The following is a 23,276-nucleotide window of genomic DNA, read 5'->3' as shown; positions in this document are numbered from 1 at the left end:
GGTGGTTACAGAGTCAGGAAGCCGTCGTACAGGCCATAGGCAGCCACCAGGGCACCAATGACTACGGCGGCGAAGATCAGCTTCTCCACGTTGGTAAAAATCGGTTGGCCGACCTCGCGCTTGGCCTTGGCAAACAGGATCACGCCAGGGGCATACAGCAGGGCCGAAAGCAGCAGGTATTTGACGCCGCCGGCATACAGCAGCCAGACCGCGTAGAGCAGGGCGATGGCGCCGATGACCAGGTCTTTCTTGCGTTCGGCCAGGGCCTGTTCGTAGGTTTCGCTGCGTACCGCGAGCAGGAAGGCATAGGCCGCCGACCACAGGTAAGGCACCAGGATCATCGAGGTGGCGAGGTAGATCAGCGACAGGTAGGTACTGGCCGAGAACAGGGTGATGACCAGGAAGATCTGCACCATGGCGTTGGTCAGCCACAGGGCGTTGGCCGGCACGTGGTTGGCGTTCTCGCGGCGCAGGAACTCCGGCATGGTGTGGTCTTTGGCGGCGGCGAACATGATCTCGGCGCACAGCAGTACCCACGACAGCAGAGCCCCGAGCAGCGAGATGATCAGGCCGACGCTGATCAGCACCGCACCCCAGTGGCCAACCACGTGCTCAAGCACGGCGGCCATCGACGGGTTCTGCAGCTTGGCCAGCTCCGGTTGGGTCATGATGCCCAGCGACAGCACGTTGACCAGCACCAGGAACAGCAGCACGGTGATGAAGCCGATGACCGTGGCCTTGCCGACGTCCGAGCGTTTTTCTGCCCGGGCCGAGAAGATGCTCGCGCCCTCGATGCCGATGAACACCCAGACGGTGACCAGCATCATGTTGCGCACCTGGTTCATCACGCTGCCCAGGTCCGGGTTCATCGAGCCCCAGATGTCAGCGGTGAAGATATCCAGCTTGAAGGCGAACAGGGCGATCAGCACGAACAGCGCCAGCGGTACGACCTTGGCTACGGTGGTGACCAGGTTGATGAAGGCCGCTTCCTTGATCCCGCGCAATACCAGAAAGTGCACGGCCCAGAGCAGCACCGAGGCGCCAATCACCGCTGCCGGGGTGTTGCCCTCGCCAAAGATCGGGAAGAAGTAACCGAGGGTGCTGAACAGCAACACGAAGTAACCGACGTTGCCCAGCCAGGCACTGATCCAGTAGCCCCAGGCTGAAGAAAAGCCCATGTAATCGCCGAAACCGGCCTTGGCGTAGGCGTATACCCCGCCGTCCAGGTCAGGCTTGCGATTGGCCAGGGTCTGGAACACGAAAGCCAGGGTCAGCATGCCGATGGCGGTGATGCCCCAACCGATCAGAACAGCGCCTACATCAGCACTTGCGGCCATGTTTTGCGGCAGCGAAAAGATCCCGCCGCCGATCATCGAGCCGACAACAAGTGCAACCAGCGCACCAAGTCGTAGTTTTCCGGGAGCGTCTGACATTGAATAACTCCGTACCAGGAGAAGAGATGACGCTAGAATAAATCCAGCGGCGAAGTCATTAGCTGATTCAGGTCAGTTCATGAGGACATTCCATTGCAGATCAATGACTGAAACAGCCTCCCGGAGTCTGCCGATCGCAGTACTGCAAGCCTTGTCAACTGGCACCTCCATGGCGTTTTAGAGCAATCGCTCTTGCGGGGCTGCGAGAATTGAAGCTAGTCCGTTTTGGGCGAATCGCAAATTTTCTCTGAGAATTTTTCTTATTAGCTTGAAGAAGCGCGAATTGTGCACAAAACTCACCATTTAGTTCGTCAGGCATAGACGCGCTAGTTATGAGCAGAAAGCGCTTAGTGGTTTAATATATATAGACGCTTAGAGTCAGATTATATTTAACTCAGGGTGTACCACTGGCGTTACAAACACGAGACAGAAGGGGATCTGCATGTCCGAACCTGGACAGAAATTACGCCTGGGGGCGTTGATCGCCTTGGTGGTCGGCTCGATGATCGGCGGCGGGATCTTTTCGCTGCCGCAAAACATGGCTGCGCGTGCCGACGTCGGCGCCGTACTGATCGGCTGGGGCATCACCGCGGTGGGCATGCTGGCCCTCGCCTTCGTGTTCCAGACCCTGGCCAACCGCAAGCCGGAGCTCGACTCCGGCGTGTATGCCTATGCCAAGGCCGGGTTTGGCGAGTACATGGGCTTTTCTTCGGCTTGGGGCTACTGGATCAGCGCCTGGCTGGGCAACGTCGGCTACTTCGTGCTGTTGTTCAGCACCCTGGGCTTCTACTTCCCGGTGTTTGGCGAGGGCAATACGCCGATCGCCATCGCCTGTGCCTCGCTGCTGTTGTGGGCCGTACACTTTTTGGTGCTGCGCGGCATCAAGGAGGCGGCGTTCATCAACCAGGTGACCACGGTGGCCAAGATCGTGCCGTTGGTGATGTTCATCGTCATCGCCGCGGTGGCCTTTCGCGCCGACATTTTTACCCGGGACATCTGGGGCTTGAGCAACCCGAAATTCGGCGGCGTGCTCGACCAGGTGCGCAACATGATGCTGGTGACGGTGTTCGTGTTCATCGGCATCGAGGGCGCCAGCGTCTACTCCGGGCGGGCGGCGAAGCGCTCGGACGTCGGCAAGGCCACGGTGATCGGCTTTATCGGCGTACTGGCCTTGCTGGTGCTGGTCAACGTGCTGTCGCTGGGGGTGATGACCCAGCCGGAGCTGGCGGCCTTGCAGAACCCGTCGCTGGCGTCGGTGCTTGAGCATATCGTCGGGCCCTGGGGCGCCTTGCTGATCAGTATCGGCCTGGCGGTATCGCTGCTGGGGGCGCTGCTGTCATGGGCCTTGCTGTGCGCCGAGATCCTCTTCGCCACCGCCCGCGACCAGACCATGCCGCGCTTTCTGGCCAGGGAAAACGCCAACCACGTGCCGGCCAATGCGCTGTGGCTGACCAACGTGATGATTCAGCTGTTCCTGCTGATCACCCTGTTTTCCGCCGGGACCTACACCAGCCTGATCTACCTGGCCTCGTCGATGATCCTCGTGCCGTACCTGTGGTCGGCGGCCTACGCGGTGTTGCTGGCGGTGCGCGGCGAGTCGTATGAAGGCCACCCCGGCGCACGGCGCAAGGACCTGCTGATTGCCGGTATCGCGCTGATCTACGCGATCTGGCTGCTGTATGCCGGTGGGCTGAAGTACCTGCTGCTGTCGGCGCTGCTGTACGCGCCAGGGGTGATCCTGTTTGCCCGGGCCAAGCACGAGCAGGGCCAGGCGCTGTTTACCACCTGGGAGAAGCTGATCTTCGCCGCCGTGCTGGTGGGCGCGGGGTTGGCGGCCTATGGCTTGTACAGCGGGATGTTGAGCCTTTAATCAGTGCCGGCACATTCACCAACAGGCAGCAGCAGAACCCAGCTCACAAGCCCCCTGCTGCCAATCCAACGGTGCCCCTTCGACCAGCAGCGGCGCCTTCAGCCGCTGCGCCAGCCCCCAGGGCGTCTGCTCCAGCTGCGGGTTCAGATCCGCTGCCGTCTCAGCCTGTAACGGCAAATCCGCTGCCAGCGTCCCCTGATCGATCAACAGCTTTGCCGTGCGCGCCAGCGACAGGCGCAGGGTTGCCCCGCAACCGCTGCCCAGGCGTTCGCTGTAGGCCTTGATCGCCGCAGCCGCCATCAGGTACCCGGTGCCATGGTCCAATGCCTGCACCGGCAACGGCACGGGCTTGTCGGCCTGTTGCCAGCGCATGCCTTCACAAGCGATGCCGCAGCTCATCTGTACCAGGCTGTCGAAGCCCCGGCGCTGTTGCCAGGGGCCGCTCCAGCCGTAGGCGTTGAGGCTCACATCGATCAGCCCGGGGTTGAGCTGGCGGCGCTGTTCGCTGGCATACCCCAGTCGTTCGAGGGCATCGGCGCGGTAACCATGCAGGAGAATATCGGCTTCACTGAGCAGGCGTTCAAACACCCGTCGATCATCCCCATCGTGCAAGTCCAGGCGCGCACAACGTTTACCCAGGGTCACCTCGGCAACCACCGCCGGTTCCTCCCAGCCTGGCGGGTCGATCCGCAGCACCTGCGCGCCGAAGCCTGCCAGCAGGCGACTGGCTGTGGGGCCGGCGAGGATGCGGGTCAGGTCCAGCACCTTGACCCCGGCCAGAGGTCGGACGGCGTTACCGGTCCAGCGTCTTTTTGTAAAGGCCGGAGCCCGTTGGTGATGAATCAACGGCTCGGCATTCACTGCCAGGCCCTGAGGATGGGCCGACCATTCGGACCAGTTGCGCATTTGCGCGGCGCAACCGCCAGCGGTGACTATCGCGCTTTCCAGCTCATGAGCGCGCCAGCGCGCAACCAGATCAGCCATGTGTGCGCGGTCAGCCGCACGGCCCACTACCTGCTGGGCGGCGGCGCGATGATGAGCTGCGTTGGTATGCAGGCGAATCCAGCCATCCTCGGCGCGGTAGTCACCGGCAATCGGGTCCCACAAGGGCGGTGTGCTCCAGCCTTGCGGGCGCAGGCTGGTGGCGAACCAGAACGAGCTCAGGCGGCGGTCAACTTCAACGCCAGGCGGTTGCTCAAGCTGGCGCTGCAGCAGTTCGGCGATTGCCAGGCCACAGGCGGCAATGCTGCTGCTGGCAAGCTCGGTGACGGCGAAAGTCGAAGGCAGGGCGCCGTTGCCGCGAAAGCGCAGGCTATTGCGCAGTGCCGTTGGCAGCTGCAGTTCGGCGACAAGGGTGTCGAGTAGCGCGGTCATCAATGGCCCTCCAGCAGAAGGGCCATTGCAGACCATCAGCGGCGCCAGGTCAAACCCGGAACTGATCCATCAAGGCCATCTGCTGCGACGACAGGGTGTTGAGCTGGCTGCTCACCTGCGCAGATTCCGCGGCCTGTCCGGTCAGGGTTTCGGTTACCCCGCGGATCGCCGAGACGTTGCGGTTGACCTCTTCGGCCACCGCGCTCTGTTGCTCGGCGGCACTGGCGATCTGCAGGTTCATGTCGCTGATCACCGTGACCGCCTCGCTGATCTTGTCCAGCGCCTGCACCGCCTGGTGGATCTGCCCGGCGTTTTCCTGGGCCTTGCCGTGGCTTGAATGCATGGTCGCCACCACCTCGCGGGTGTTGCTCTGGATGCGCTCGATCACCTGGCGGATCTCTTCGACCGAGTCCTGGGTACGGCGCGCCAGGTTGCGTACTTCGTCGGCAACCACGGCAAAACCACGGCCGCTTTCACCGGCGCGGGCGGCTTCGATCGCGGCGTTGAGCGCCAGCAGGTTGGTCTGCTCGGCAATGCTGCGGATCACCTCCAATACCGAGCCGATCTGTTCGCTGTTCTGCGCCAGGGTTTCCACTTCGCCAACGGCTTTGCTGACCTGTTCGGCGAGTACAGTGATGTCGCGGGTGCTGCGCTCGATGATCGCCATGCCGTCCTTGGCCGAGCGGTCGGCACCGCGGGCGGCGTCGGCGGCACTGGCGGCGCTGTTGGCGACGTCGTGGGCGGTGGCGCTCATCTCATTGGAGGCGGTGGCCACCTGGTCGATCTCGCGAAACTGCACCTGCATGCCTTCGCTGGTGCGCTGGGCAATTGCCGAAGACTGGTCGGCAGTGGCCCGGGCCTGGGTGATGCTCTGTTTGATCTGGGCGATGGTCGGCTGCAGCTTGTCGAGAAAGCGGTTGAAGCCGCCGGTCAGCCGCCCCAGCTCGTCCTTGCGCGCATAGCGCAGGCGCTGGGTGAGGTCGCCGTCGCCGCTGGCGATGTCTTCGAGCATGCTCGCTACGCTGTTGAGCGGGCGGGTCACGCCGGTGGCGGTCAGCCACATCAGCAGCAGGCCGCCGAGGCCGGCCAGGGTGGCGAATAGCACCACTTTGAGGGTACCGCTGGTGCGGGCCTCTTCAAGGGTCGCCTGCAGGCTGATGGCGTCGGCCAGCAGCACCTGCTTGGGCAGGTCGATAAGGATGCCCCAGGGTTTGCTGTCGGCAATCGGCTGCACCGGATTGACGGCGCGGATGGTATCGCCTTGTTCAAGGATCAGTGGCTGGTTGCCGGCGAGCTTCTGCAGCGCCTGCTGGCCGTCCTGGTCGATGGCCTTGCCGACCTTGCCGGCATCGTCGCTGTTGGCCGCCAGCAAGCCGCTGGGGGCGACGATCATCAGGTGGCCGGCGCCGTTGAACAGCTCCTGCTGGGCCTTGGCGGCAGCCGCCTGCAGGGCATCGAGAGAAATATCCACACCGGCCACGCCGATCACCTTGCCGTTGTGCAGCAGCGGCATGGTGATGCTGGTCATCAGCATCTGCTTGCCGCCGACGGTGTCGGAGTAGGGCTCAAGCAGGCAGGAGCGCGCGCTGTTGCGCGAGCAGGTGTACCAGACGTTGTAGGGCGTGCCGCTGAGATTGATCTCGGTCTTGTTCAGGTCGACATCGCTGATCACAGTGTTCAGCGCCTGACCCTGGGCGCGGCTCCAGTAGCTGGCAAAGCGCCCGCTCTCGTTGCTCAGGCGTTTGGCGTCGTTGGCAAAGGCACTGTCGCCGCCGTCCAGGCCGTCGGCCTCGAAGGCCAGCCACACGCCCAGCACGTCGGGGTTGCGCTTGAAGCTGGTGGCCAGGCTCTGGTTGATCGCTTCACGCAGGTCGCCAGCGCTCAGGCCGCGCTCGCGAGCCAGTTGCTGTAAGTCCTGGACCTGGTCGGCGAGGGCGGTGATGACGGTCTGGCTGTCGCTGAAAGTACGCCGCAGCATCTCGGCCTTTTCGCCGGCGCGGGCCTGCAGCAGGGCCTGGACATTGCGGGTGAGCATGGTGGTGCTGGCGTCGCCGACCAGCTCATCGCTCTGGTGCGATTGATACAGGTTGATACCGACGACGAGTGCGACCACGCCAAGCAGGCAGAGGCCGGAGAGCAGGACGATTTTCAGGCGGATCGAGAGCGTGTCGAACATGGACGTACTCGCTAAAAGGCAGGCCGGTAGAGGACCGAGCCACGGGCGGGCTCGATTCGCTACATCCTTTTAGCGATAACAGTTCATCGGCCTTATAGCCTTAGCCATGAGTGCTCGCCGATGAACGGTCGGCAAGGCTCAAGGGCGCGGTTTCTGGCCGCGACCAGATCCACAGGTTACCCAGGCTCATGCCGGCGATGGCGAGAAACACCGGCCAGCGGTGCTCGAGAAACACCAGCATCAGGCCAGCGCACAGCAGCATGCTGACAGTGGCGCTGACCTTGGCCCGGCGCTGGATTACCTTGCCGTTGCGCCAGTTGCTGAGGATCGGCCCGAACAGCCGGTGGTTTTCCAGCCAGGCGCTCAGGCGCGGCGAGCTGCGGGTGGCGGCCCAGGCGGCGAGGAGGATGAACTCGGTGGTGGGCAGGCCGGGAATCACGATCGCTACCAGGCCGATGCCCAGGCTTACGTAAGCCAGCAGGCCGAAGAGCAGGCGCGAGAGTTTTGAAGCGGCTGGGCGGGTCATGGGCTTGTCGGTGTGCACGGGCAAGGCCCGGTTACCACGAGGGTAACCGGGTACGGCGCATCAGGCCAGTTCGGCTTTAGGCGCAGTTGCGTAAGCGTGTTTGAGCAGCTCGGTGAAACGCTCGAAGGCGGCCACGGCGCCTTGCTCGGCCTTGGCTTCTTCTTCGGCGCTCAGTTCCAGGCCGTCGAGGATGCGCGTGAACTGCTTCCAGCCTTCAGCGCGGCCACCGGCCGGCTCGCCCAGGTGACGGGCACCGAAGCTGTCCGACAGGCCCAGGCCGACGGCACGCTTGATCAGGAAGGCGGCGCCGAGCTTGGAGCCTTCGGAGACGAAGATCCAGCCCATGGCTTCACCCAGGCTGGGGTTTTGCAGGGCGCCGGCGAAGTCGGCGGGGATCTCGGTGTTCAGGTCAGCCAGGTCCAGGCCGGCCTGTTCGGCGCGGCAGCGTGCGGCGAGGTCAGGGACGATGGCGATCAGCGCCGGGTCGGTGTACAGCGCCTTGAGCTCGGACTGGAACAGGTACTGGGCAACCACGAAGCGGGCGAAGCTCTCGCGGGTTTCGAACGGCGCGTGGGATTTGACCAGGGCGTCCAGCTCGGTGTGCGGGGCGTGGGTCAGCTGGTTCAAGCGTTGCGAGCGCAGGCTGGCGCGTTCGGCGGTGGTAGCGGCGGTCATGGTGATTCCTTGCGAAATGGGCGTGCCTGATGACTAGACGAATGAGAAGACGCGGGACAGTAAAAAAACCTCACCTGTGGGGGGGCTGCATTTGCAGCCCATCGCGGGTCTAGCCCGCTCCTACAGGTGGCTGATCAGATGTCCCAGACCAGGTTGATGGCGAAATTACGGCCTGGCATGGTCAGGCGGTCGAGGTTGGCGGGGGCGGTCACTGCCGCTTCACCGAGGCCGTCGTAGCCGCGCACGTCATCCCACTGCCAGTACTTCTTGTCGGTCAGGTTGTAGAGGCCGGCGTTGACGGTGATGTCATCGCTGACTTTGTAGAACCCGGTCAAATCGAGTACGCCGTAACCCGGGGTGCGGAACTGCTTGCTGGTGCCGTCGGGGGCGAAGAAGGTGGTGTCGTCGACGCGATCCTTGCGCTTGACCAGGGTCCAGCTCAGCAGCGCGCCGTATTGCTCTTGCTCGTAACCCAGGCCCATCACCGCGGTCAGCGGGTTGACGCTGTTGAGCGGCTGGCCGGTGTCGTCGTTGCGGCCATGGGCGTAGGCCAGCGAGCCCTGGGTGTAGAGGCCGTGCGGCGCACCGAAGGCGTCGAGGTTCAGGCGGCCCTTGAACTCGGCACCCTTGATGGTGGCGTGCTTGATGTTGTTGGCTTCGAAGGTCTGGCCGAGGTTGCTGCCCTGCACGGCGTCTTCGTTGATGAAGTCGCGGTACTTGTTGTAGAACACCGCGACATCGAAGTTACCCGCTTCGAAGTTACCGCGCAGGCCGGTCTCGTAGCTCTTGCTCTTTTCCGGTTCGAGGTTGGAGTTGCCGCGCACGCTGTAGCCCAGGCCCGGGTTTTCGAAGCGGCCATACAGCGCCTTGGCGGTCGGCGTGCGGAAGCCTTCGGCGTACTGGCCATACCAGGTGTAGTTGTCGTTGAAGGCGTAGGTCAGGCCGAACTTGGGCGAGACCCGGTGCCATTTCTTCGCATCGTCATCAACCGGGTCGGTAGGGCTGGCGCCAACCCCACGCAGGAACTCGTCGGTCATGTGCGGCTTGAGTTCGGTGTAGTCGTAGCGCGCGCCTGGCAGGAAGGTCCACTGGTTCCAGCGGATTTCATCCTGGGCGAACAGGCTGTAGGTGTTGACGGTCGGGTCAGGGAAGTCGCTGACCAGTGCCTGGCTGTCACTGGCGCTGATCTGGCCGATGAAGCGGCAGGCGCCGCCGACGTTCAGGCAGGTGCCAGTGCCGCTGCGCGAACCGGTGACCTTCTGGTGCTTGAGGGTGGTGCCGTAGGTCAGCAGGTGCTCGGTGGCGCCGATGCTGAAGGCCTTGTCCAGCTGGGCGTCGAACACCCACTGGCGGTCCTTGTAAGTGGTCTGGCGGTCACGGAACACCTGGCGACCGGAGGCGAAGTAGAGCTCTTCGGTACGCTGGTCGGTCTTGCCGATCTGGTAGTTCAGGCTCCACTTCATGTTGTCGGCCAGCACGCTACCGAGTGCGAATTCATGGTTAATGCCGAAGCGCTCGCGGGTCACGGTGTCGTTGCCGGTGCGGTCGCGGTACGAGTTCATCGCGCCGAAGCCAGGAATGAACGGCCCGCCCACGGCACTTTTCTGTTTGAGGTCGCGGTCGTCCTTGTAGTTTTCATAGGTGAAGGCCAAGCGTGCGTCGTCGGCGTAGTTCCAGCCGGCCTTGGCGAGGATGTTGGTGGTGCGCACATCTTCCGGGTTGGCGGCGGTGCGCGCCAGGCCGGTGCCGCCGTGGCTGCTGTAGGACTCGGTTTCATGGCCGTTGCGCTGGCTCAGGTGCAGCAGGCCGTCGAACTCGCCCTGGCGGCCGGCAACGGTGGCCGAGTTCAGCCAGCTCTCATCTGCCGAGCTGTAGCCAGTCTTCAGGCGTGCGCCGACGTCCTGGCCGGGCTTGATGATGTCGTCGGGGTCGAGGGTGAAGTAGCTGACCGCGCCGCCAATGGCGTTGCTGCCGTACAGCACCGAGGCCGGGCCACGGAGGATCTCCACGCGCTTGACGATTTCAGGGTCGACGTAGTTGCGCTGGGTCTGGGCGTAGGGGCCGAAGAAGAAGCTGTCGGGGATCGACACGCCGTCGATCTGGGTCAGCACCCGCTCGCCGTCGATACCGCGGATGTTGTAGCCGTTCAGGCCGCTGCGCTGGCCGGTGCCGCTGACCGAAACGCCAGGCTCGTAACGCACCAGTTCCTTGATGTTGTTGACGTTCTGGCGGTCGAGTTGTTCGCGGGTCTGCACGCTGACGGTGCTCGGCACCTGGCTGACGTCCTGGGCGCTGCGGGTGGCGCTGACGGTGATCTGCTGCAGGGCGATGGCCTTGCCGGCGCTGCGTTCGATCACCACGTTGGCGCTGCTCAAGGTGCGGTAGCTCAGGCCGGTGCCGGCCAGCAGGCGCTGCAGGGCGGCCTCAGGCTTCAGTGAGCCATGCACGCCCGGCGAGGCGACGCCTTCGGCCAGTTCGGCAGAGAAGCCCACTTGCCAGCCGGTGACCGAGGTAAAGGCATTGAGCGCTGACACCAGCGGCTGTTGGCTGATGGCAAAGCGGTAGTCGCCCATGCGCGGGGCACTGGCCTGGGCCGGCTCAGCGGCCAGCGCCGGCAGGCTGCAGGCACCGCTGGCGAGCATGGCCAGGGTCAACAGGGAGAGCGTGCAACGGTGCAGGCCGGGGGTACGTGAAGTGGCTGAAGATCGACGAGTGAAACCAGTGGACATCGAAAGCGCTCCCTGTCGCGCAAATGTTATAGGTGCTGGCTGATTCAAAAATAAGAATCAGTTGCATTAGCTATAACGAGACGTAACAGCGTCAGGGATCGCGTAAAAAAACTTTTGCCTCAGTTGAGAATCACCAGCGCCGGGTACTCATGCAGCTGCGCCGAGGTGATGTGGGCCAGAGCGCGCAGGGTTTCCAGCGGCTGGTCGAGGCGGTAGTTGCCGGTGACCGCGACGTTCGCCAACTGTTGGTTGCTGTTGATGATCCACCCCGGGTAGTAGCGGCGCAATTCGGCCAGTACCTGGTTCAGCGGGCAGTTTTCGAACACCAGCCGGCCCTGGACCCAGGCCAGGTCTTTTTGCGCATCCAGACGCCCGCGCTGGCCAAAGCCATTGGGGCCGACGCTGATGCTGTCGCCCGCCGACAGGCGAATGCGCTGGTCGCTGCTGGCCTGCAGGTCGACATCGCCGCGTTGCACCCGCACCTGGGCTTCGCCGTTGAGGTAGCGCACGGCAAAGTCGGTGTCGCGCACACTGGCGCGCAACGGGCCGGCTTGCAGCTCCAGGGGCGGTTGGGCGCCAGCGGGAATCTCGAAATAGGCCTCGCCCTGCAGCAGCCGGGCAACCTGGCGGTTGTCGCGCAGGTCGCTGGCAAAGGCCGAATTGGTGTTGAGCAACACCTTGGAGCCGTCGTCCAGTTGCAAGCGCTGGCGTTCACCGACCACGGTCAGGTGATCGGCCTGAAGGCGCACCGGCAGGTTGCCGACGGTGAAAATCCCCACCAGCAGCACAGCGGCTGCGGCCAGGGGCTTGTAGTGCGGGCGGATGCGTGAGCGCAGGCTGCGACGCTGCACCTGGTGCAGTTGCCCGGCTGCCTGGCGCAAGGGCGCGCCGTTCCAGATGGCCTCGGCCTCGACATAGGCGCGGGCATTGGCCGGGTCAGCCTCGAGCCAGGCTTCGAAGGCCTGGGTGTCTTCGGCGCTGGCACATTGCAGGCGGATCAGCCAGTCCAGGGCCTGGTCCATGGCCTGGTCACTGGCAGCTTGGCCAGGCGGCGCGGGGCGAGGAGGGGGACTGTCGGTCACGGGTGGGTCCTTGGCGGGGCTGACGCTTTTTGCGAATGATCCGGGGTATCCATGGGGATGGCAAGGTTTTAGCTGCGATCCACGACGGGCTGTTTACTTCAGCCGGTCGGCTACCCCTACACAGATGGCCATGATCAGTTTCAGTTCCTTCTGAACCGTGCTTGCCGACACGTTCAACTGTTCGGCGATTTCCAGGTAACTGGCGCCGTGCAGGCGGCTGAGGATGAAGATGCGTTGCTGGCGCTCGGTCAACTGGGCGAGGCTGACACTCAGGCGCTTGAGCAGTTGTTCGGCGTGGGCGGCGTCTTCGGCGCTGCTGCTGGGGGCGGCGACGTTGTGCAGAATTTGCTCGGGCACGTCCTCGACCAGGTTGCGCGACTGCGCCCGGCGCGCGCGCAAGTGATCAAGGGCGAGGTTGCGCGCAGTCTGGAAAACGAAGGGTTCCAGGTGCTCGATGGGGCGTTCGCCAAGGGCACGGGTAACCCGCAGGTAAGTCTCCTGCAACAGGTCTTCGGCAGTGCTGGGGTTATCCACCATGCGCTGCAGGGTGCGCAGCAGGCTGACCCGCTGGGCGAGGAAAACGACGTTGAACTGGGACTGACTCACAGCGGTACCCGACCATGGCGTGGCGAATGATAATGCTTATCATCAACGCTTTGGTCAAGTACTGCCTCCTGCGAGGTTGTGATCCTAGCGGGCGTTGCACAGTGCCAGGCAGTTATCCAGCATGCGGTTGGAGAAGCCCCATTCGTTGTCGTACCAGGCCAGTACCTTGAGCATGCGCCCGTTGGCGCGGGTGTGGTTGGCGTCGAAAATCGACGACAGCGGGTTGTGGTTGAAGTCGCAGGACACCAGCGGCAGGCTGTTGTAGCCCAATACCTTGGAGTGCCGGCTGGCCTCCTTGAACAGCGCGTTGACGGCCTCGGCCGTGACCTCGCGCTCAAGATTGACGGTAAGGTCGACCAGCGACACGTTGATCACCGGCACCCGCACGGCCATGCCGGTGAGCTTGCCGGCCAGTTCCGGCAGCACCAGGCCCACGGCTTCGGCGGCGCCGGTCTTGCTCGGGATCATCGACTGGGTTGCCGCCCGGGCGCGGTACGGGTCGCTGTGGTAAACGTCAGTGAGGCTCTGGTCGTTGGTATAGGCGTGGATGGTGGTCATCAGCCCCTGCTCGATGCCGAACTCGCGGTGCAGCACCTGGGCCAGCGGCGCCAGGCAGTTGGTGGTGCACGAAGCGCTGGAGATGATCTGGTGCGAAGGGCGCAGGATGTCATGGTTGACCCCGTACACCACGGTGGCATCCGCGCCCTTGGCCGGCGCCGAGATAATGACTTTGCCGGCCCCGGCAGTAAGATGGGCGGCGGCCTTGGCGCGTTCGGTGAATAACCCGGTGCATTCGAACACCACATCGATGGCTTCGGCTTTCCACGGCAATTCCGCCGGGTTGCGGATGGCGCTGACGGCGATGCGGTCGCCGTTGACGGTAATACTCTCGTGATCGGATTCAACCGTGGCAGCAAAGCTGCCGTGGACGCTGTCGTATTTGAGCAGATGGGCATTGATCGCGCTGTCGCCCAGGTCGTTGATGGCGACGACCTGCAGGTCCTGACGGTAGCCTTGGGTATAGAGTGCGCGAAGGATGTTGCGGCCGATGCGGCCAAAGCCATTGATTGCGATACGAAGGGTCATGGAGCTACCTCTGGCAGACCGGGTGAAGCCCGTGGCAATTGAAGTTTTGCTTCACTGCATCTGATTTTGTTGTTGGAATTACAAGATTATTCGTAAAAAAATAGAAAACAAGCCTTTTTGCTGGCAATATTTTATTCAATCTACAACGAGCGATCGGCCAAGCCGTCCCTCCCGCAACGCATCGCCCCTGCCCTTGAGCCTAGGCCGCGATCGTTGATAAGGGAAACCGCCGCAGAGGTCGCAACCACCGATAGCCTGGAGTCCAGTACATGCATCCGCGCATTCTTGAGGTCACCCAACGGCTGATCGCCCGCAGTCGCCCCACCCGTGAACGCTACCTTGAGCTGATTCGCGGGGCCGCCAGCGACGGGCCGATGCGCGCCAAGCTGCAATGCGCCAACTTCGCTCACGGTGTCGCCGGTTGTGGCAGCCAGGACAAAGACAGCCTGCGGATGATGAACGCGGCCAACGTCGCCATCGTCTCCGCCTACAACGACATGCTCTCGGCGCATCAGCCCTACGAGCATTACCCCGAACAGATCAAACAGGCGCTGCGCGAGATCGGCTCGGTCGGCCAGTTCGCCGGCGGCGTGCCGGCCATGTGCGACGGCGTCACCCAGGGTGAGCCGGGCATGGAGCTGGGCATCGCCAGCCGCGAAGTGATCGCCATGTCCACCGCCATTGCCCTGTCGCACAACATGTTCGACGCGGCGCTGATGCTCGGCATCTGCGACAAGATCGTCCCCGGCCTGCTGATGGGCGCGCTGCGCTTTGGCCACCTGCCGACCGTATTCGTCCCCGGTGGGCCGATGCCGTCAGGCATCTCCAACAAGGAGAAAGCCGATGTGCGCCAGCGCTACGCCGAAGGCAAGGCCAGCCGCGAAGAGCTGCTGGAATCGGAGATGAAGTCCTACCACAGCCCCGGCACCTGCACCTTCTACGGCACCGCCAACACCAACCAGCTGTTGATGGAAGTGATGGGCCTGCACCTGCCGGGCGCCTCCTTCGTCAACCCCTATACGCCGCTGCGCGACGCCCTCACTGTCGAGGCTGCGCAGCAAGTCACGCGCATGACCAAGGCCAGTGGCAGCTTCATGCCGCTGGGCGAGATCGTCGACGAGAAATCCCTGGTCAACTCCATCGTCGCCCTGCACGCCACCGGCGGCTCGACCAACCACACCCTGCACATGCCGGCGATTGCCCAGGCCGCCGGCATCCAGTTGACCTGGCAGGACATGGCGCAGCTTTCGGAAGTGGTGCCGACCCTGTCCCACGTCTATCCGAACGGCAAGGCCGATATCAACCACTTCCAGGCTGCCGGTGGCATGGCCTTCCTGATTCGCGAACTGCTCGATGCCGGTTTGCTCCACGAAGACGTCAACACCGTCGCTGGCCACGGCCTGCGCCGCTACACCCGGGAGCCGTTCCTTGAGGCCGGCAAACTGGTCTGGCGCGAAGGCCCGCAGGCCAGCCTCGACGAGGCGATCCTGCGCCCCGTGGCGCGGGCGTTCTCGCCCGAAGGCGGTCTGCGGGTGATGGAAGGCAACCTCGGTCGCGGGGTGATGAAGGTGTCCGCCGTCGCCGCCGAGCACCAGGTGGTCGAAGCCCCGGCACTGGTGTTCCATGACCAGCAAGCACTGGCCGATGCCTTCCAGGCCGGCCAGCTTGAGCGTGACTTCGTCGCCGTGATGCGCTTCCAGGGCCCGCGCTGCAACGGCATGCCCGAGCTGCACAAGATGACCCCGTTCCTCGGCGTGCTGCAGGATCGTGGTTTCAAGGTCGCGCTGGTAACTGACGGGCGCATGTCCGGTGCTTCGGGGAAAATCCCCGCAGCCATTCACGTCTGCCCCGAAGCCTTCGACGGCGGCCCGCTGGCGCGCTTGCGTGACGGCGATATCGTCCGCGTCGATGGCGTCGCCGGCACCCTGACGGTGAAACTCAGTGCCGCAGAGCTGGCCGATCGTCAACTGCCCGCCGCGCCGACCGGCAACGACCTGGGTTGCGGCCGCGAGCTGTTCGGCTTCCTGCGTACCGCCCTGAGCCCGGCCGAGAAGGGCGCCAGCGCCTTCACCTCGGCGCTGGAGACACTCAAATGAAGCGTGCACTGGTCGGCGATATCGGCGGCACCAATGCACGCTTTGCTCTTTGGGAAGACAACCGCATGCATGCGGTGCAGGTCTTTGCCACGGCCGACTACACCAGCCCGGAACAGGCCATCGGCGCTTATCTGGCCGCCCAGGGCCTGGCCCGCGGCGAGCTGGGCGCAGTGTGCCTGGCGGTGGCCGGGCCGGTCGATGGCGACGAGTTTCGCTTTACCAACAACCACTGGCGCCTCAGCCGCGAGGCGTTCTGCAACACCTTGCAGGTCGAGCGCTTGCTGCTGATCAACGATTTCACTGCCATGGCCCTGGGCATGACCCGCCTGCAGGCGGGCGAGTACCGCAGTGTCTGCCAAGGCGCGCCGGATCCAGGCCGCCCGGCGCTGGTGATCGGTCCGGGCACCGGCCTTGGCGTCGGCACTTTGCTGAGCCTGGGTGATGAGCGCTGGATGGCGCTGCCGGGCGAGGGCGGGCATGTCGACCTGCCGGTGGGTAATGCCCGCGAAGCGCAGATACATCAGCAGATCGCCAACGAAATCGGCCATGTCAGCGCCGAGACCGTGCTCAGCGGCGGCGGCCTGTTGCGCTTGTACCAGACCATCTGCGCCCTCGATGGCCAGCCTGCGCCATTGCAGAGCCCGGCGGCGATCACCGACGCGGCGCTGGCCGGCGAGCCGGTTGCCCTGGCGGTGATCGAGCAGTTCTGCCGGTTCCTTGGCCGGGTGGCGGGCAACAACGTGCTGACTCTTGGCGCGCGAGGCGGGGTGTTTATCGTCGGCGGCATCATTCCGCGCTTTGCCGAGCTGTTTTTGGCCAGCGGCTTTGCCGCCAGTTTTGCCGACAAGGGCTGCATGAGTGGCTACTTCAAGGATGTCCCGGTATGGTTGGTGACCGCCGAATTCTCCGGCTTGCTCGGGGCCGGCGTGGCGTTGCAACAAGCCGGTTGAGCGGTGGAGCAAGGAGTGATTCGTGAGCAAGTCGATACTGATGGTCGACGACGACCAGGACATCCGTGAACTGCTGCAGGCCTACCTGAGCCGCGCCGGTTTCAGCGTCCAGGCGGTGGCCGACGGCCGTGGCTTTCGCCAGGCCCTGGGCGCCAGCGACTGCGACCTGGTGATCCTCGACGTGATGCTGCCCGACGAAGATGGCTTCAGCCTGTGTCGCTGGGTGCGCCAGCATCCGCGCCTGGCGCAGGTGCCGATCATCATGCTCACTGCCAGCTCCGACGAAGCCGACCGGGTTATCGGCCTGGAACTGGGCGCCGATGATTACCTGGGCAAACCCTTCAGCCCGCGCGAACTGCAGGCGCGGATCAAGGCGCTGCTGCGCCGTGCCGGCTTTGGCCAGGAGCGCTATGGCGGCGACGTGCTGGCCTTCGATGACTGGCGCCTGGATACCATCAGCCACCGGCTGTTCCACCGCGACGGTGAAGAGGTGATTCTGTCCGGCGCCGATTTTGCCTTGCTCAAGCTGTTCCTCGATCACCCGCAACAGATCCTCGACCGCGACACCATTGGCAACGCCACCCGTGGCCGCGAGCCGATGCCGCTGGACCGCATCGTCGACATGGCGGTCAGCCGCCTGCGCCAGCGCCTGCGTGACACCGAAAAGCCGCCACGCTTGATTCGTACCGTGCGCGGCAGTGGTTACTTGCTGGCGGCCAATGTTGCGCCTGCGCACTGACGGGCGCTGGCGCCTGCCGCTGCCGCGCTCGCTGCTGGGGCGCATGCTGCTGTTGACCTTGCTGGTAGTGCTGTTGGCGCAAGCGCTCTCGAGCCTGATCTGGCTGTCGCAACTGCGCGCCAGCCAGATGCAAGGCCTGGTTGCCAGCGCCCGTAGCCTGGCCCATTCGATGAGTGCCAGCGTCAGCTATTTTCGTTCGCTGCCGGTAGCGTACCGGCCGATGGTGCTCGACCAGTTGCGCAGCATGGGCGGCACCCGTTTCGTCGTGTCCCTCAACGATAAACCCCTGGACATGCAGGTACTGCCCGCCACGCCGCGCAAGGCCGCGGTGATCGATGCCGTCGGCGAGGTGCTGCACCAGCGCCTGGGGGCGCAGCTGGAAATTTCCATCCAGTTCGTCAGCCCGCAAGACCTGCGAATCTTCAACAGCGGCCTGAAACTCGATGAGCTGCCGCGCTCCTGGGCCCACTATGCGCTGACCCTGGAGCCGATCAACCCGCCGGTGCTGGTGACCCAGATCCACCTCGCCGAAGACGAATGGCTGTACATTGCCTCGCTGCTGCCCGAGCCCTATACCAGCCTCGAAGAGCAGGGTCTGCCCAGCCAGCAGCTGTGGTTCATCGTCCTCACCAGTTCGTTCCTGCTGCTGTTCATCGGCCTGCTGGTGCACTGGCAGAGTCGCCCGCTCAAGCGCCTGGCCCTGGCTGCGCGGGAGATGTCGCTGGGCGCTGATGTCGAGCCGGTGACCGAAGGCGGCGGCAGCGAAGTGGAGGAGGTGGGCCGCGCCTTCAACGCCATGCGCGAACGCATCAGCCGCTACCTGACCGAGCGCAGCCAGTTGTTCAGCGCCATCTCCCACGACCTGCGCACACCGATCACGCGCTTGCGCTTGCGGGTCGAGCTGCTCGACGACGAGCCGTTGCAGGCCAAGTTCGGCCGCGACCTCGATGAGCTGGAGATGCTGGTCAAGGGCGCGCTGCAGTGCGTGAAGGACACCGACATCCACGAGAACATCGAGCGAATCGACCTCAATCAGGTGCTCGAATGCCTGGTCGAGCCGTACCTGGGCAGTGGCCAGATCACCCTCGAAGGCCGAGCCCTGGCGCCGTATCCGGGCAAGCCGCTGGCGCTCAAACGCTGCATCGGCAACCTGATCGACAACGCCTTGAAGTACGGCGAGCGCGCCCACCTGCGCATCATCGACAGCGACAGCGGCTTCGTCCTGCAGGTCGATGACGAAGGCCCGGGCGTGCCCGAGCAGCGCCAGGAGCAGGTGTTCGAGCCGCACTTTCGCCTGGCCGGGCAGCAGCAGGGCTATGGCCTGGGCCTGGGTATTGCGCGCAACATCGCCCACAGCCACGGCGGCGAGGTGAGCCTGCGCAACCTGCGTGAAGGGGGCCTGCGGGTGACCTTGAGCCTGCCGCGCAGCAATGACTGACACCCTCATTCGGGCGAATGTCACCAGCTGGTGACATTCGCGCATCCCTTCGTTACCTGCAGCCCCCGTGCCGCTGGTTAGACTCCGATGCAAGCGCAAGCACCACGACTTGCACCTGCATAACAACAAGAAAAGGTTTCTCTCGATGAATGCGATCAATCGCCTCGCCGCTGTCATTTCCCTCGCCTCCTTGTTGCCCCTCAGTGCAATTGCCGCCAACGGTACCGTTGAAGTCACTCATTGGTGGACTTCCGGTGGTGAAGCCGCAGCGGTGAAAACCCTCAAGGAACAAGTCGAGAAAGACGGCTTCACCTGGAAGGACAACGCCGTCGCCGGTGGCGGTGGCGCCGCGGCCATGACCGTACTGAAAAGCCGCGCCGTGGCCGGCAACCCGCCGGGCGCCGCCCAGATCAAGGGGCCGGACATCCAGGAATGGGGTGCGCTGGGCCTGCTCACAGAACTCGACGATGTCGCCAAGGCCAACAACTGGGATGCCCTGCTGCCGAAGAAAGTCGCGCAGATCATGCAGTACGACGGCCACTATGTGGCGGTGCCGGTGAACATTCACCGGGTCAACTGGCTGTGGATCAACCCGCAGGTGTTCGACAAGGCCGGGGCCAAGGTGCCGACTACCCTCGATGAGCTGTTCGTTGCCGCCGACAAGCTCAAGGCGGCCGGTTTCATCCCGCTGGCCCATGGTGGTCAGCCGTGGCAGGACAGCACGGTCTTCGAAGACTTGGTGCTGAGCATTCTCGGGCCCAAGGGTTATCACCAAGCCTTTGTCGAACTGGATGAAAGCACCCTGACCGGCGAGAAGATGGTCGAGGTATTCAAGACCCTGCAACGCCTGGGCACCTACATGGACCCCAACCGCGCCGGGCGTGACTGGAACATTGCCGCCGCCGAGGTCATCAACGGCAAGGCCGGCATGCAGATCATGGGCGACTGGGCCAAGAGCGAATGGACCGCCGCCGGCAAGGTGGCGGGCAAGGACTACCAGTGCGTGGCCTTCCCCGGTACCCAGGGCAGCTTTGCCTACAACATCGACTCGCTGGCGATGTTCAAGCTCAAGAACGAGGACGACATCAAGGCCCAGAACGACCTGGCCAAGGTCGCCCTGGAGCCGCAGTTCCAGACCGTCTTCAACCAGAACAAGGGCTCCCTGCCGGTACGCCAGGACATGGACATGAGCCTGTTCGACGCCTGTACGCAAAAGTCGGCGGTGGACTTCAAGGAAGCGGAAAAAGGCGACGGCCTGCAACCGAGCATGGCCCACAACATGGCGACTTCGCTGGCGGTGCAGGGGGCGATCTTCGATGTCGTCACCAACTTCTTCAACGACCCCAAAGCCGACCCGGCGACAGCGGTCAAGCAGCTGAGTTCGGCGATCAAGTCGGCTAAGTGATGGTGTAGGCAACGACTCTGCGGGGCTTCATCGCTGGCAAGCCAGCTCCCACAGGGTCGGTGCATGCAGTCCATTGTGGGAGCTGGCTTGCCAGCGATGCGGTGCGCAGCGCCGCCCTTCAACCGAGACTTTCTGATGAGCACTGTTGCCACACTCAACAAGGCCTCACCCCTGGACGCCCTGCAGCGCTGGTTACCGAAACTGGTGCTGGCGCCAAGCATGCTGATCGTCCTGGTGGGCTTTTACGGCTACATCCTCTGGACCTTCGTCCTGTCCTTCACCAACTCAAGCTTCATGCCCAGCTACAAATGGGTGGGCCTTGCGCAGTACGCACGGCTGATGGAGAACGACCGCTGGTGGGTGGCGAGCAAGAACCTGCTGCTGTTCGGCGGCATGTTCATCGCCATCAGCCTGGTGATCGGCGTGCTGCTGGCGGTGCTGCTCGACCAGCGCATCCGCCGCGAAGGCTTCATTCGCACCATTTACCTGTACCCCATGGCGCTGTCGATGATCGTCACCGGCACCGCCTGGAAGTGGCTGCTCAACCCCGGCCTGGGCCTGGACAAGATGCTTCGCGACTGGGGCTGGGAAGGCTTTCGCCTGGACTGGCTGGTGGACCCCGACCGGGTCGTCTACTGCCTGGTGATCGCTGCCGTGTGGCAGGCCTCGGGCTTTGTCATGGCGCTGTTCCTGGCCGGCCTGCGCGGCGTCGATCAGTCGATCATCCGCGCCGCGCAGGTCGATGGCGCCAGCCTGCCGAGCATCTACCTGCGTATCGTTTTACCGAGTTTGCGCCCGGTGTTTTTCAGCGCGCTGATGATCCTTGCGCACATCGCCATCAAGAGCTTCGACCTGGTCGCGGCGATGACCGCAGGCGGCCCGGGCTATGCCTCGGACCTGCCGGCGATGTTCATGTACTCCTTCACCTTCAGCCGCGGGCAGATGGGCATGGGCTCGGCCAGCGCGATCCTGATGCTCGGCGCGATCCTGTCGATCCTGGTGCCTTACCTGTATTCGGAACTGAGGAGCAAGCGCCATGACTAGGTCCCTTGCTCCCCGCTCGTTGAGCTTCAGCCGCCTGGCGATTTACTCGACCCTGATCCTGGCCTGCGCGCTGTACCTGATCCCGCTGGTCGTGATGCTGCTGACCAGCTTCAAGTCGCCGGAGGACATCCGTACCGGCAACCTGCTGAGCTGGCCCGAGGTAATCACCGGCGTCGGCTGGATCAAGGCCTGGGACACGGTCGGCGGCTACTTCTGGAACTCGGTGAAGATCACCGTGCCGGCGGTGGTGATCTCGACCCTGCTCGGCGCGTTGAACGGTTACGTGCTGTCGATGTGGCGCTTCCGGGGCTCGCAGCTGTTCTTCGGATTGCTGTTGTTCGGCTGCTTCCTGCCGTTCCAGACCGTGCTGCTGCCCGCTTCGTTCACCCTCGGCAAGCTGGGCCTGGCCAGCACCACCACTGGCCTGGTGCTGGTGCATATCGTCTACGGGCTGGCCTTTACCACGCTGTTTTTCCGCAACTACTACTGCAGCGTGCCGGAGGCGCTGGTGCGTGCGGCGCGGCTCGATGGCGCGGGGTTTTTCACCATCTTCGGGCGCATCCTGCTGCCGATGTCGGTGCCGATCATCATGGTCTGCCTGATCTGGCAGTTCACCCAGATCTGGAACGACTTTCTCTTCGGCGTGGTGTTCGCCAGCGGCGATGCGCAACCGATCACCGTGGCCCTGAACAACCTGGTCAACACCAGCACCGGGGTCAAGGAATACAACGTCGACATGGCGGCGGCGATGATCGCCGGGTTACCGACCCTGTTGGTCTATGTGCTGGCTGGCAAGTATTTCCTGCGCGGGCTCACGGCCGGCGCGGTCAAGGGGTAAACACAATGGCAACGCTTGAACTGCGCAACGTCAACAAGAGCTACGGCAGCGGCATGCCGGATACCCTGAAGAACATCGAGCTGTCGATCGACTCCGGCGAGTTCCTGATCCTGGTCGGGCCGTCCGGCTGTGGCAAGTCGACCCTGATGAACTGCATCGCCGGCCTTGAACAGATCAGCGGCGGGGCGATCCTGGTGGATGATGCCGACATCAGTGGCATGAGCCCCAAGGACCGCGACATCGCCATGGTGTTTCAGTCTTACGCGCTGTACCCGACCATGAACGTGCGCGACAACATCGCCTTCGGCCTGAAGATGCGCAAGATGCCCGCCGCCGCCATCGATGAAGAAGTGGCGCGGGTGGCCAAGCTGCTGCAGATCGAGCACCTGCTGGCACGCAAGCCCGGGCAACTGTCCGGCGGCCAGCAGCAGCGCGTGGCCATGGGCCGGGCGCTGGCGCGGCGGCCGAAGATCTACCTGTTCGACGAGCCGCTGTCCAACCTCGACGCCAAGCTGCGGGTGGAGATGCGCACCGAGATCAAGCTGATGCACCAGCGCCTGAAGACCACCACGGTGTACGTCACCCACGACCAGATCGAGGCCATGACCCTGGGCGACAAGGTGGCGGTGATGAAAGACGGGCTGATCCAGCAGTTCGGCACCCCGCAGCAGATTTACAACGACCCGGCCAACCTGTTCGTCGCAAGCTTCATCGGTTCGCCGCCGATGAACTTCATTCCCCTGCGCCTGCAGCGCAAAGACGGCCGCCTGCTGGCCCTGCTCGACAGTGGCCAGGCGCGTTGCGAGCTACCCTTGGGGTTCAATGTCGCGGGCCTGGAGGAGCGAGAAGTGATCCTCGGCATTCGTCCCGAACAGATCGCCCTGGCCCCGGCCCAGGCCAACGGCTTGCCGAGCATTCGTGCCGAAGTGCAGATCACCGAGCCCACCGGGCCGGACCTGCTGGTGTTCGTCACGCTCAACCAGACCAAAGTCTGCTGCCGCCTGGCCCCGGATGTGCCAACCCAGGTCGGCGACACCCTCAACCTGCAGTTCGACCCGGCGCGGGTGCTGCTGTTCGATGCCGCCACGGGTGAGCGCCTGGGTGTTGCCGCACCCGCGCAGACAAGTCAGGACAATGTCGCCCAATTCAAGGGCCGCTGAATACGTTATAGAACGTAGAAACCCATCGAGAACAATAAAACGAGGAAAC

Annotated in this window: 18 protein-coding genes and 1 pseudogene; 9 read left to right on the top strand and 10 right to left on the bottom strand. The window is 63.9% G+C overall.

Annotation, left to right across the window (positions count from 1 at the left end; translation table 11 throughout):
- Positions 1 to 5: 5 nt before the first annotated feature.
- On the bottom strand, positions 6 to 1,433 hold the full coding sequence (arcD, locus tag ACIOVF_RS11670) for an arginine-ornithine antiporter (protein WP_045196417.1): 1,428 nt from the start codon (positions 1,431 to 1,433) through the stop codon (positions 6 to 8).
- 442 nt (positions 1,434 to 1,875) lie between these two features.
- On the opposite strand from arcD (ACIOVF_RS11670), the gene arcD (ACIOVF_RS11665) reads away from it, so the two are divergent.
- Positions 1,876 to 3,303, top strand: coding sequence for an arginine-ornithine antiporter (arcD, locus tag ACIOVF_RS11665; RefSeq protein ID WP_045196419.1), 1,428 nt, complete (start codon positions 1,876 to 1,878; stop codon positions 3,301 to 3,303).
- 15 nt (positions 3,304 to 3,318) lie between these two features.
- Here arcD (ACIOVF_RS11665) and ACIOVF_RS11660 read toward each other — a convergent pair whose 3' ends face one another.
- The 9 genes and pseudogenes from ACIOVF_RS11660 to gap all read right to left on the bottom strand — a co-directional run bounded on the left by ACIOVF_RS11660 (position 3,319) and on the right by gap (position 13,557).
- On the bottom strand, positions 3,319 to 4,677 hold the full coding sequence (locus tag ACIOVF_RS11660; protein WP_401289563.1) for a CoA transferase: 1,359 nt from the start codon (positions 4,675 to 4,677) through the stop codon (positions 3,319 to 3,321).
- A 49-nt stretch (positions 4,678 to 4,726) separates the two neighbouring features.
- Positions 4,727 to 5,482, bottom strand: a complete 756-nt coding sequence (locus ACIOVF_RS11655; protein WP_371128687.1) for a methyl-accepting chemotaxis protein — start codon at positions 5,480 to 5,482, stop codon at positions 4,727 to 4,729.
- A 102-nt stretch (positions 5,483 to 5,584) separates the two neighbouring features.
- A pseudogene (locus ACIOVF_RS11650) lies at positions 5,585 to 6,655 on the bottom strand (HAMP domain-containing protein); the annotation flags it as partial.
- Between the two features lie 298 nt (positions 6,656 to 6,953).
- Entirely contained in the window at positions 6,954 to 7,379 is a 426-nt protein-coding gene (locus ACIOVF_RS11645) for a YbaN family protein (RefSeq protein ID WP_045196600.1), read from the bottom strand.
- Between the two features lie 60 nt (positions 7,380 to 7,439).
- The gene (locus ACIOVF_RS11640; protein ID WP_093387105.1) at positions 7,440 to 8,054 is read right to left on the bottom strand and encodes a biliverdin-producing heme oxygenase; all 615 of its coding nucleotides are present in this window, start codon (positions 8,052 to 8,054) and stop codon (positions 7,440 to 7,442) included.
- Positions 8,055 to 8,188: 134 nt separating this feature from the next.
- The gene (locus tag ACIOVF_RS11635; protein WP_401289560.1) at positions 8,189 to 10,783 is read right to left on the bottom strand and encodes a TonB-dependent receptor; all 2,595 of its coding nucleotides are present in this window, start codon (positions 10,781 to 10,783) and stop codon (positions 8,189 to 8,191) included.
- Positions 10,784 to 10,902: 119 nt separating this feature from the next.
- On the bottom strand, positions 10,903 to 11,865 hold the full coding sequence (locus ACIOVF_RS11630; RefSeq protein ID WP_045196429.1) for a FecR domain-containing protein: 963 nt from the start codon (positions 11,863 to 11,865) through the stop codon (positions 10,903 to 10,905).
- Between the two features lie 93 nt (positions 11,866 to 11,958).
- Positions 11,959 to 12,471, bottom strand: a complete 513-nt coding sequence (locus tag ACIOVF_RS11625) for an RNA polymerase sigma factor (protein WP_045196431.1) — start codon at positions 12,469 to 12,471, stop codon at positions 11,959 to 11,961.
- 84 nt (positions 12,472 to 12,555) lie between these two features.
- Entirely contained in the window at positions 12,556 to 13,557 is a 1,002-nt protein-coding gene (gene gap, locus ACIOVF_RS11620) for a type I glyceraldehyde-3-phosphate dehydrogenase (RefSeq protein WP_401289556.1), read from the bottom strand.
- Between the two features lie 269 nt (positions 13,558 to 13,826).
- Here gap and edd point away from each other — a divergent pair, with 269 nt between their 5' ends.
- The 8 genes from edd (at position 13,827) to ACIOVF_RS11580 (ending at position 23,227) form a co-directional block, all read left to right on the top strand.
- Positions 13,827 to 15,653, top strand: a complete 1,827-nt coding sequence (gene edd / locus ACIOVF_RS11615; RefSeq protein WP_045196435.1) for a phosphogluconate dehydratase — start codon at positions 13,827 to 13,829, stop codon at positions 15,651 to 15,653.
- Positions 15,650 to 16,603 carry a glucokinase gene (locus ACIOVF_RS11610; RefSeq protein WP_401289553.1) on the top strand — a complete coding sequence of 318 codons (954 nt, stop codon included), beginning with the start codon at positions 15,650 to 15,652 and terminating at the stop codon, positions 16,601 to 16,603. Before edd ends, ACIOVF_RS11610 begins: the two co-directional genes overlap by 4 nt.
- A gap of 40 nt (positions 16,604 to 16,643) precedes the next feature.
- On the top strand, positions 16,644 to 17,342 hold the full coding sequence (locus tag ACIOVF_RS11605) for a response regulator (RefSeq protein WP_401289967.1): 699 nt from the start codon (positions 16,644 to 16,646) through the stop codon (positions 17,340 to 17,342).
- A complete protein-coding gene (locus ACIOVF_RS11600; protein ID WP_401289550.1) occupies positions 17,323 to 18,780 on the top strand; it encodes an ATP-binding protein in 1,458 nt (485 codons plus the stop codon). The genes ACIOVF_RS11605 and ACIOVF_RS11600 overlap by 20 nt, the downstream gene beginning before the upstream one ends.
- A 145-nt stretch (positions 18,781 to 18,925) precedes the next feature.
- Positions 18,926 to 20,185: an ABC transporter substrate-binding protein gene (locus tag ACIOVF_RS11595; RefSeq protein ID WP_045196441.1), complete on the top strand. Its 1,260-nt coding sequence runs from the start codon at positions 18,926 to 18,928 to the stop codon at positions 20,183 to 20,185.
- Between the two features lie 135 nt (positions 20,186 to 20,320).
- Complete coding sequence (locus ACIOVF_RS11590) at positions 20,321 to 21,229, top strand: carbohydrate ABC transporter permease (protein WP_401289546.1); 909 nt, start codon at positions 20,321 to 20,323, stop codon at positions 21,227 to 21,229.
- A complete protein-coding gene (locus ACIOVF_RS11585; protein ID WP_401289543.1) occupies positions 21,222 to 22,067 on the top strand; it encodes a carbohydrate ABC transporter permease in 846 nt (281 codons plus the stop codon). Before ACIOVF_RS11590 ends, ACIOVF_RS11585 begins: the two co-directional genes overlap by 8 nt.
- Before the next feature lie 5 nt (positions 22,068 to 22,072).
- A complete protein-coding gene (locus tag ACIOVF_RS11580; protein WP_045196447.1) occupies positions 22,073 to 23,227 on the top strand; it encodes an ABC transporter ATP-binding protein in 1,155 nt (384 codons plus the stop codon).
- The last annotated feature ends 49 nt before the right edge of the window (positions 23,228 to 23,276 follow it).

The organism is Pseudomonas sp. NPDC087612, from assembly GCF_044743505.1.
Lineage (GTDB): Bacteria > Pseudomonadota > Gammaproteobacteria > Pseudomonadales > Pseudomonadaceae > Aquipseudomonas.
Note: the sequence above shows the minus strand (reverse complement) of the source record. Positions and strands in the feature narration are given on the sequence as shown.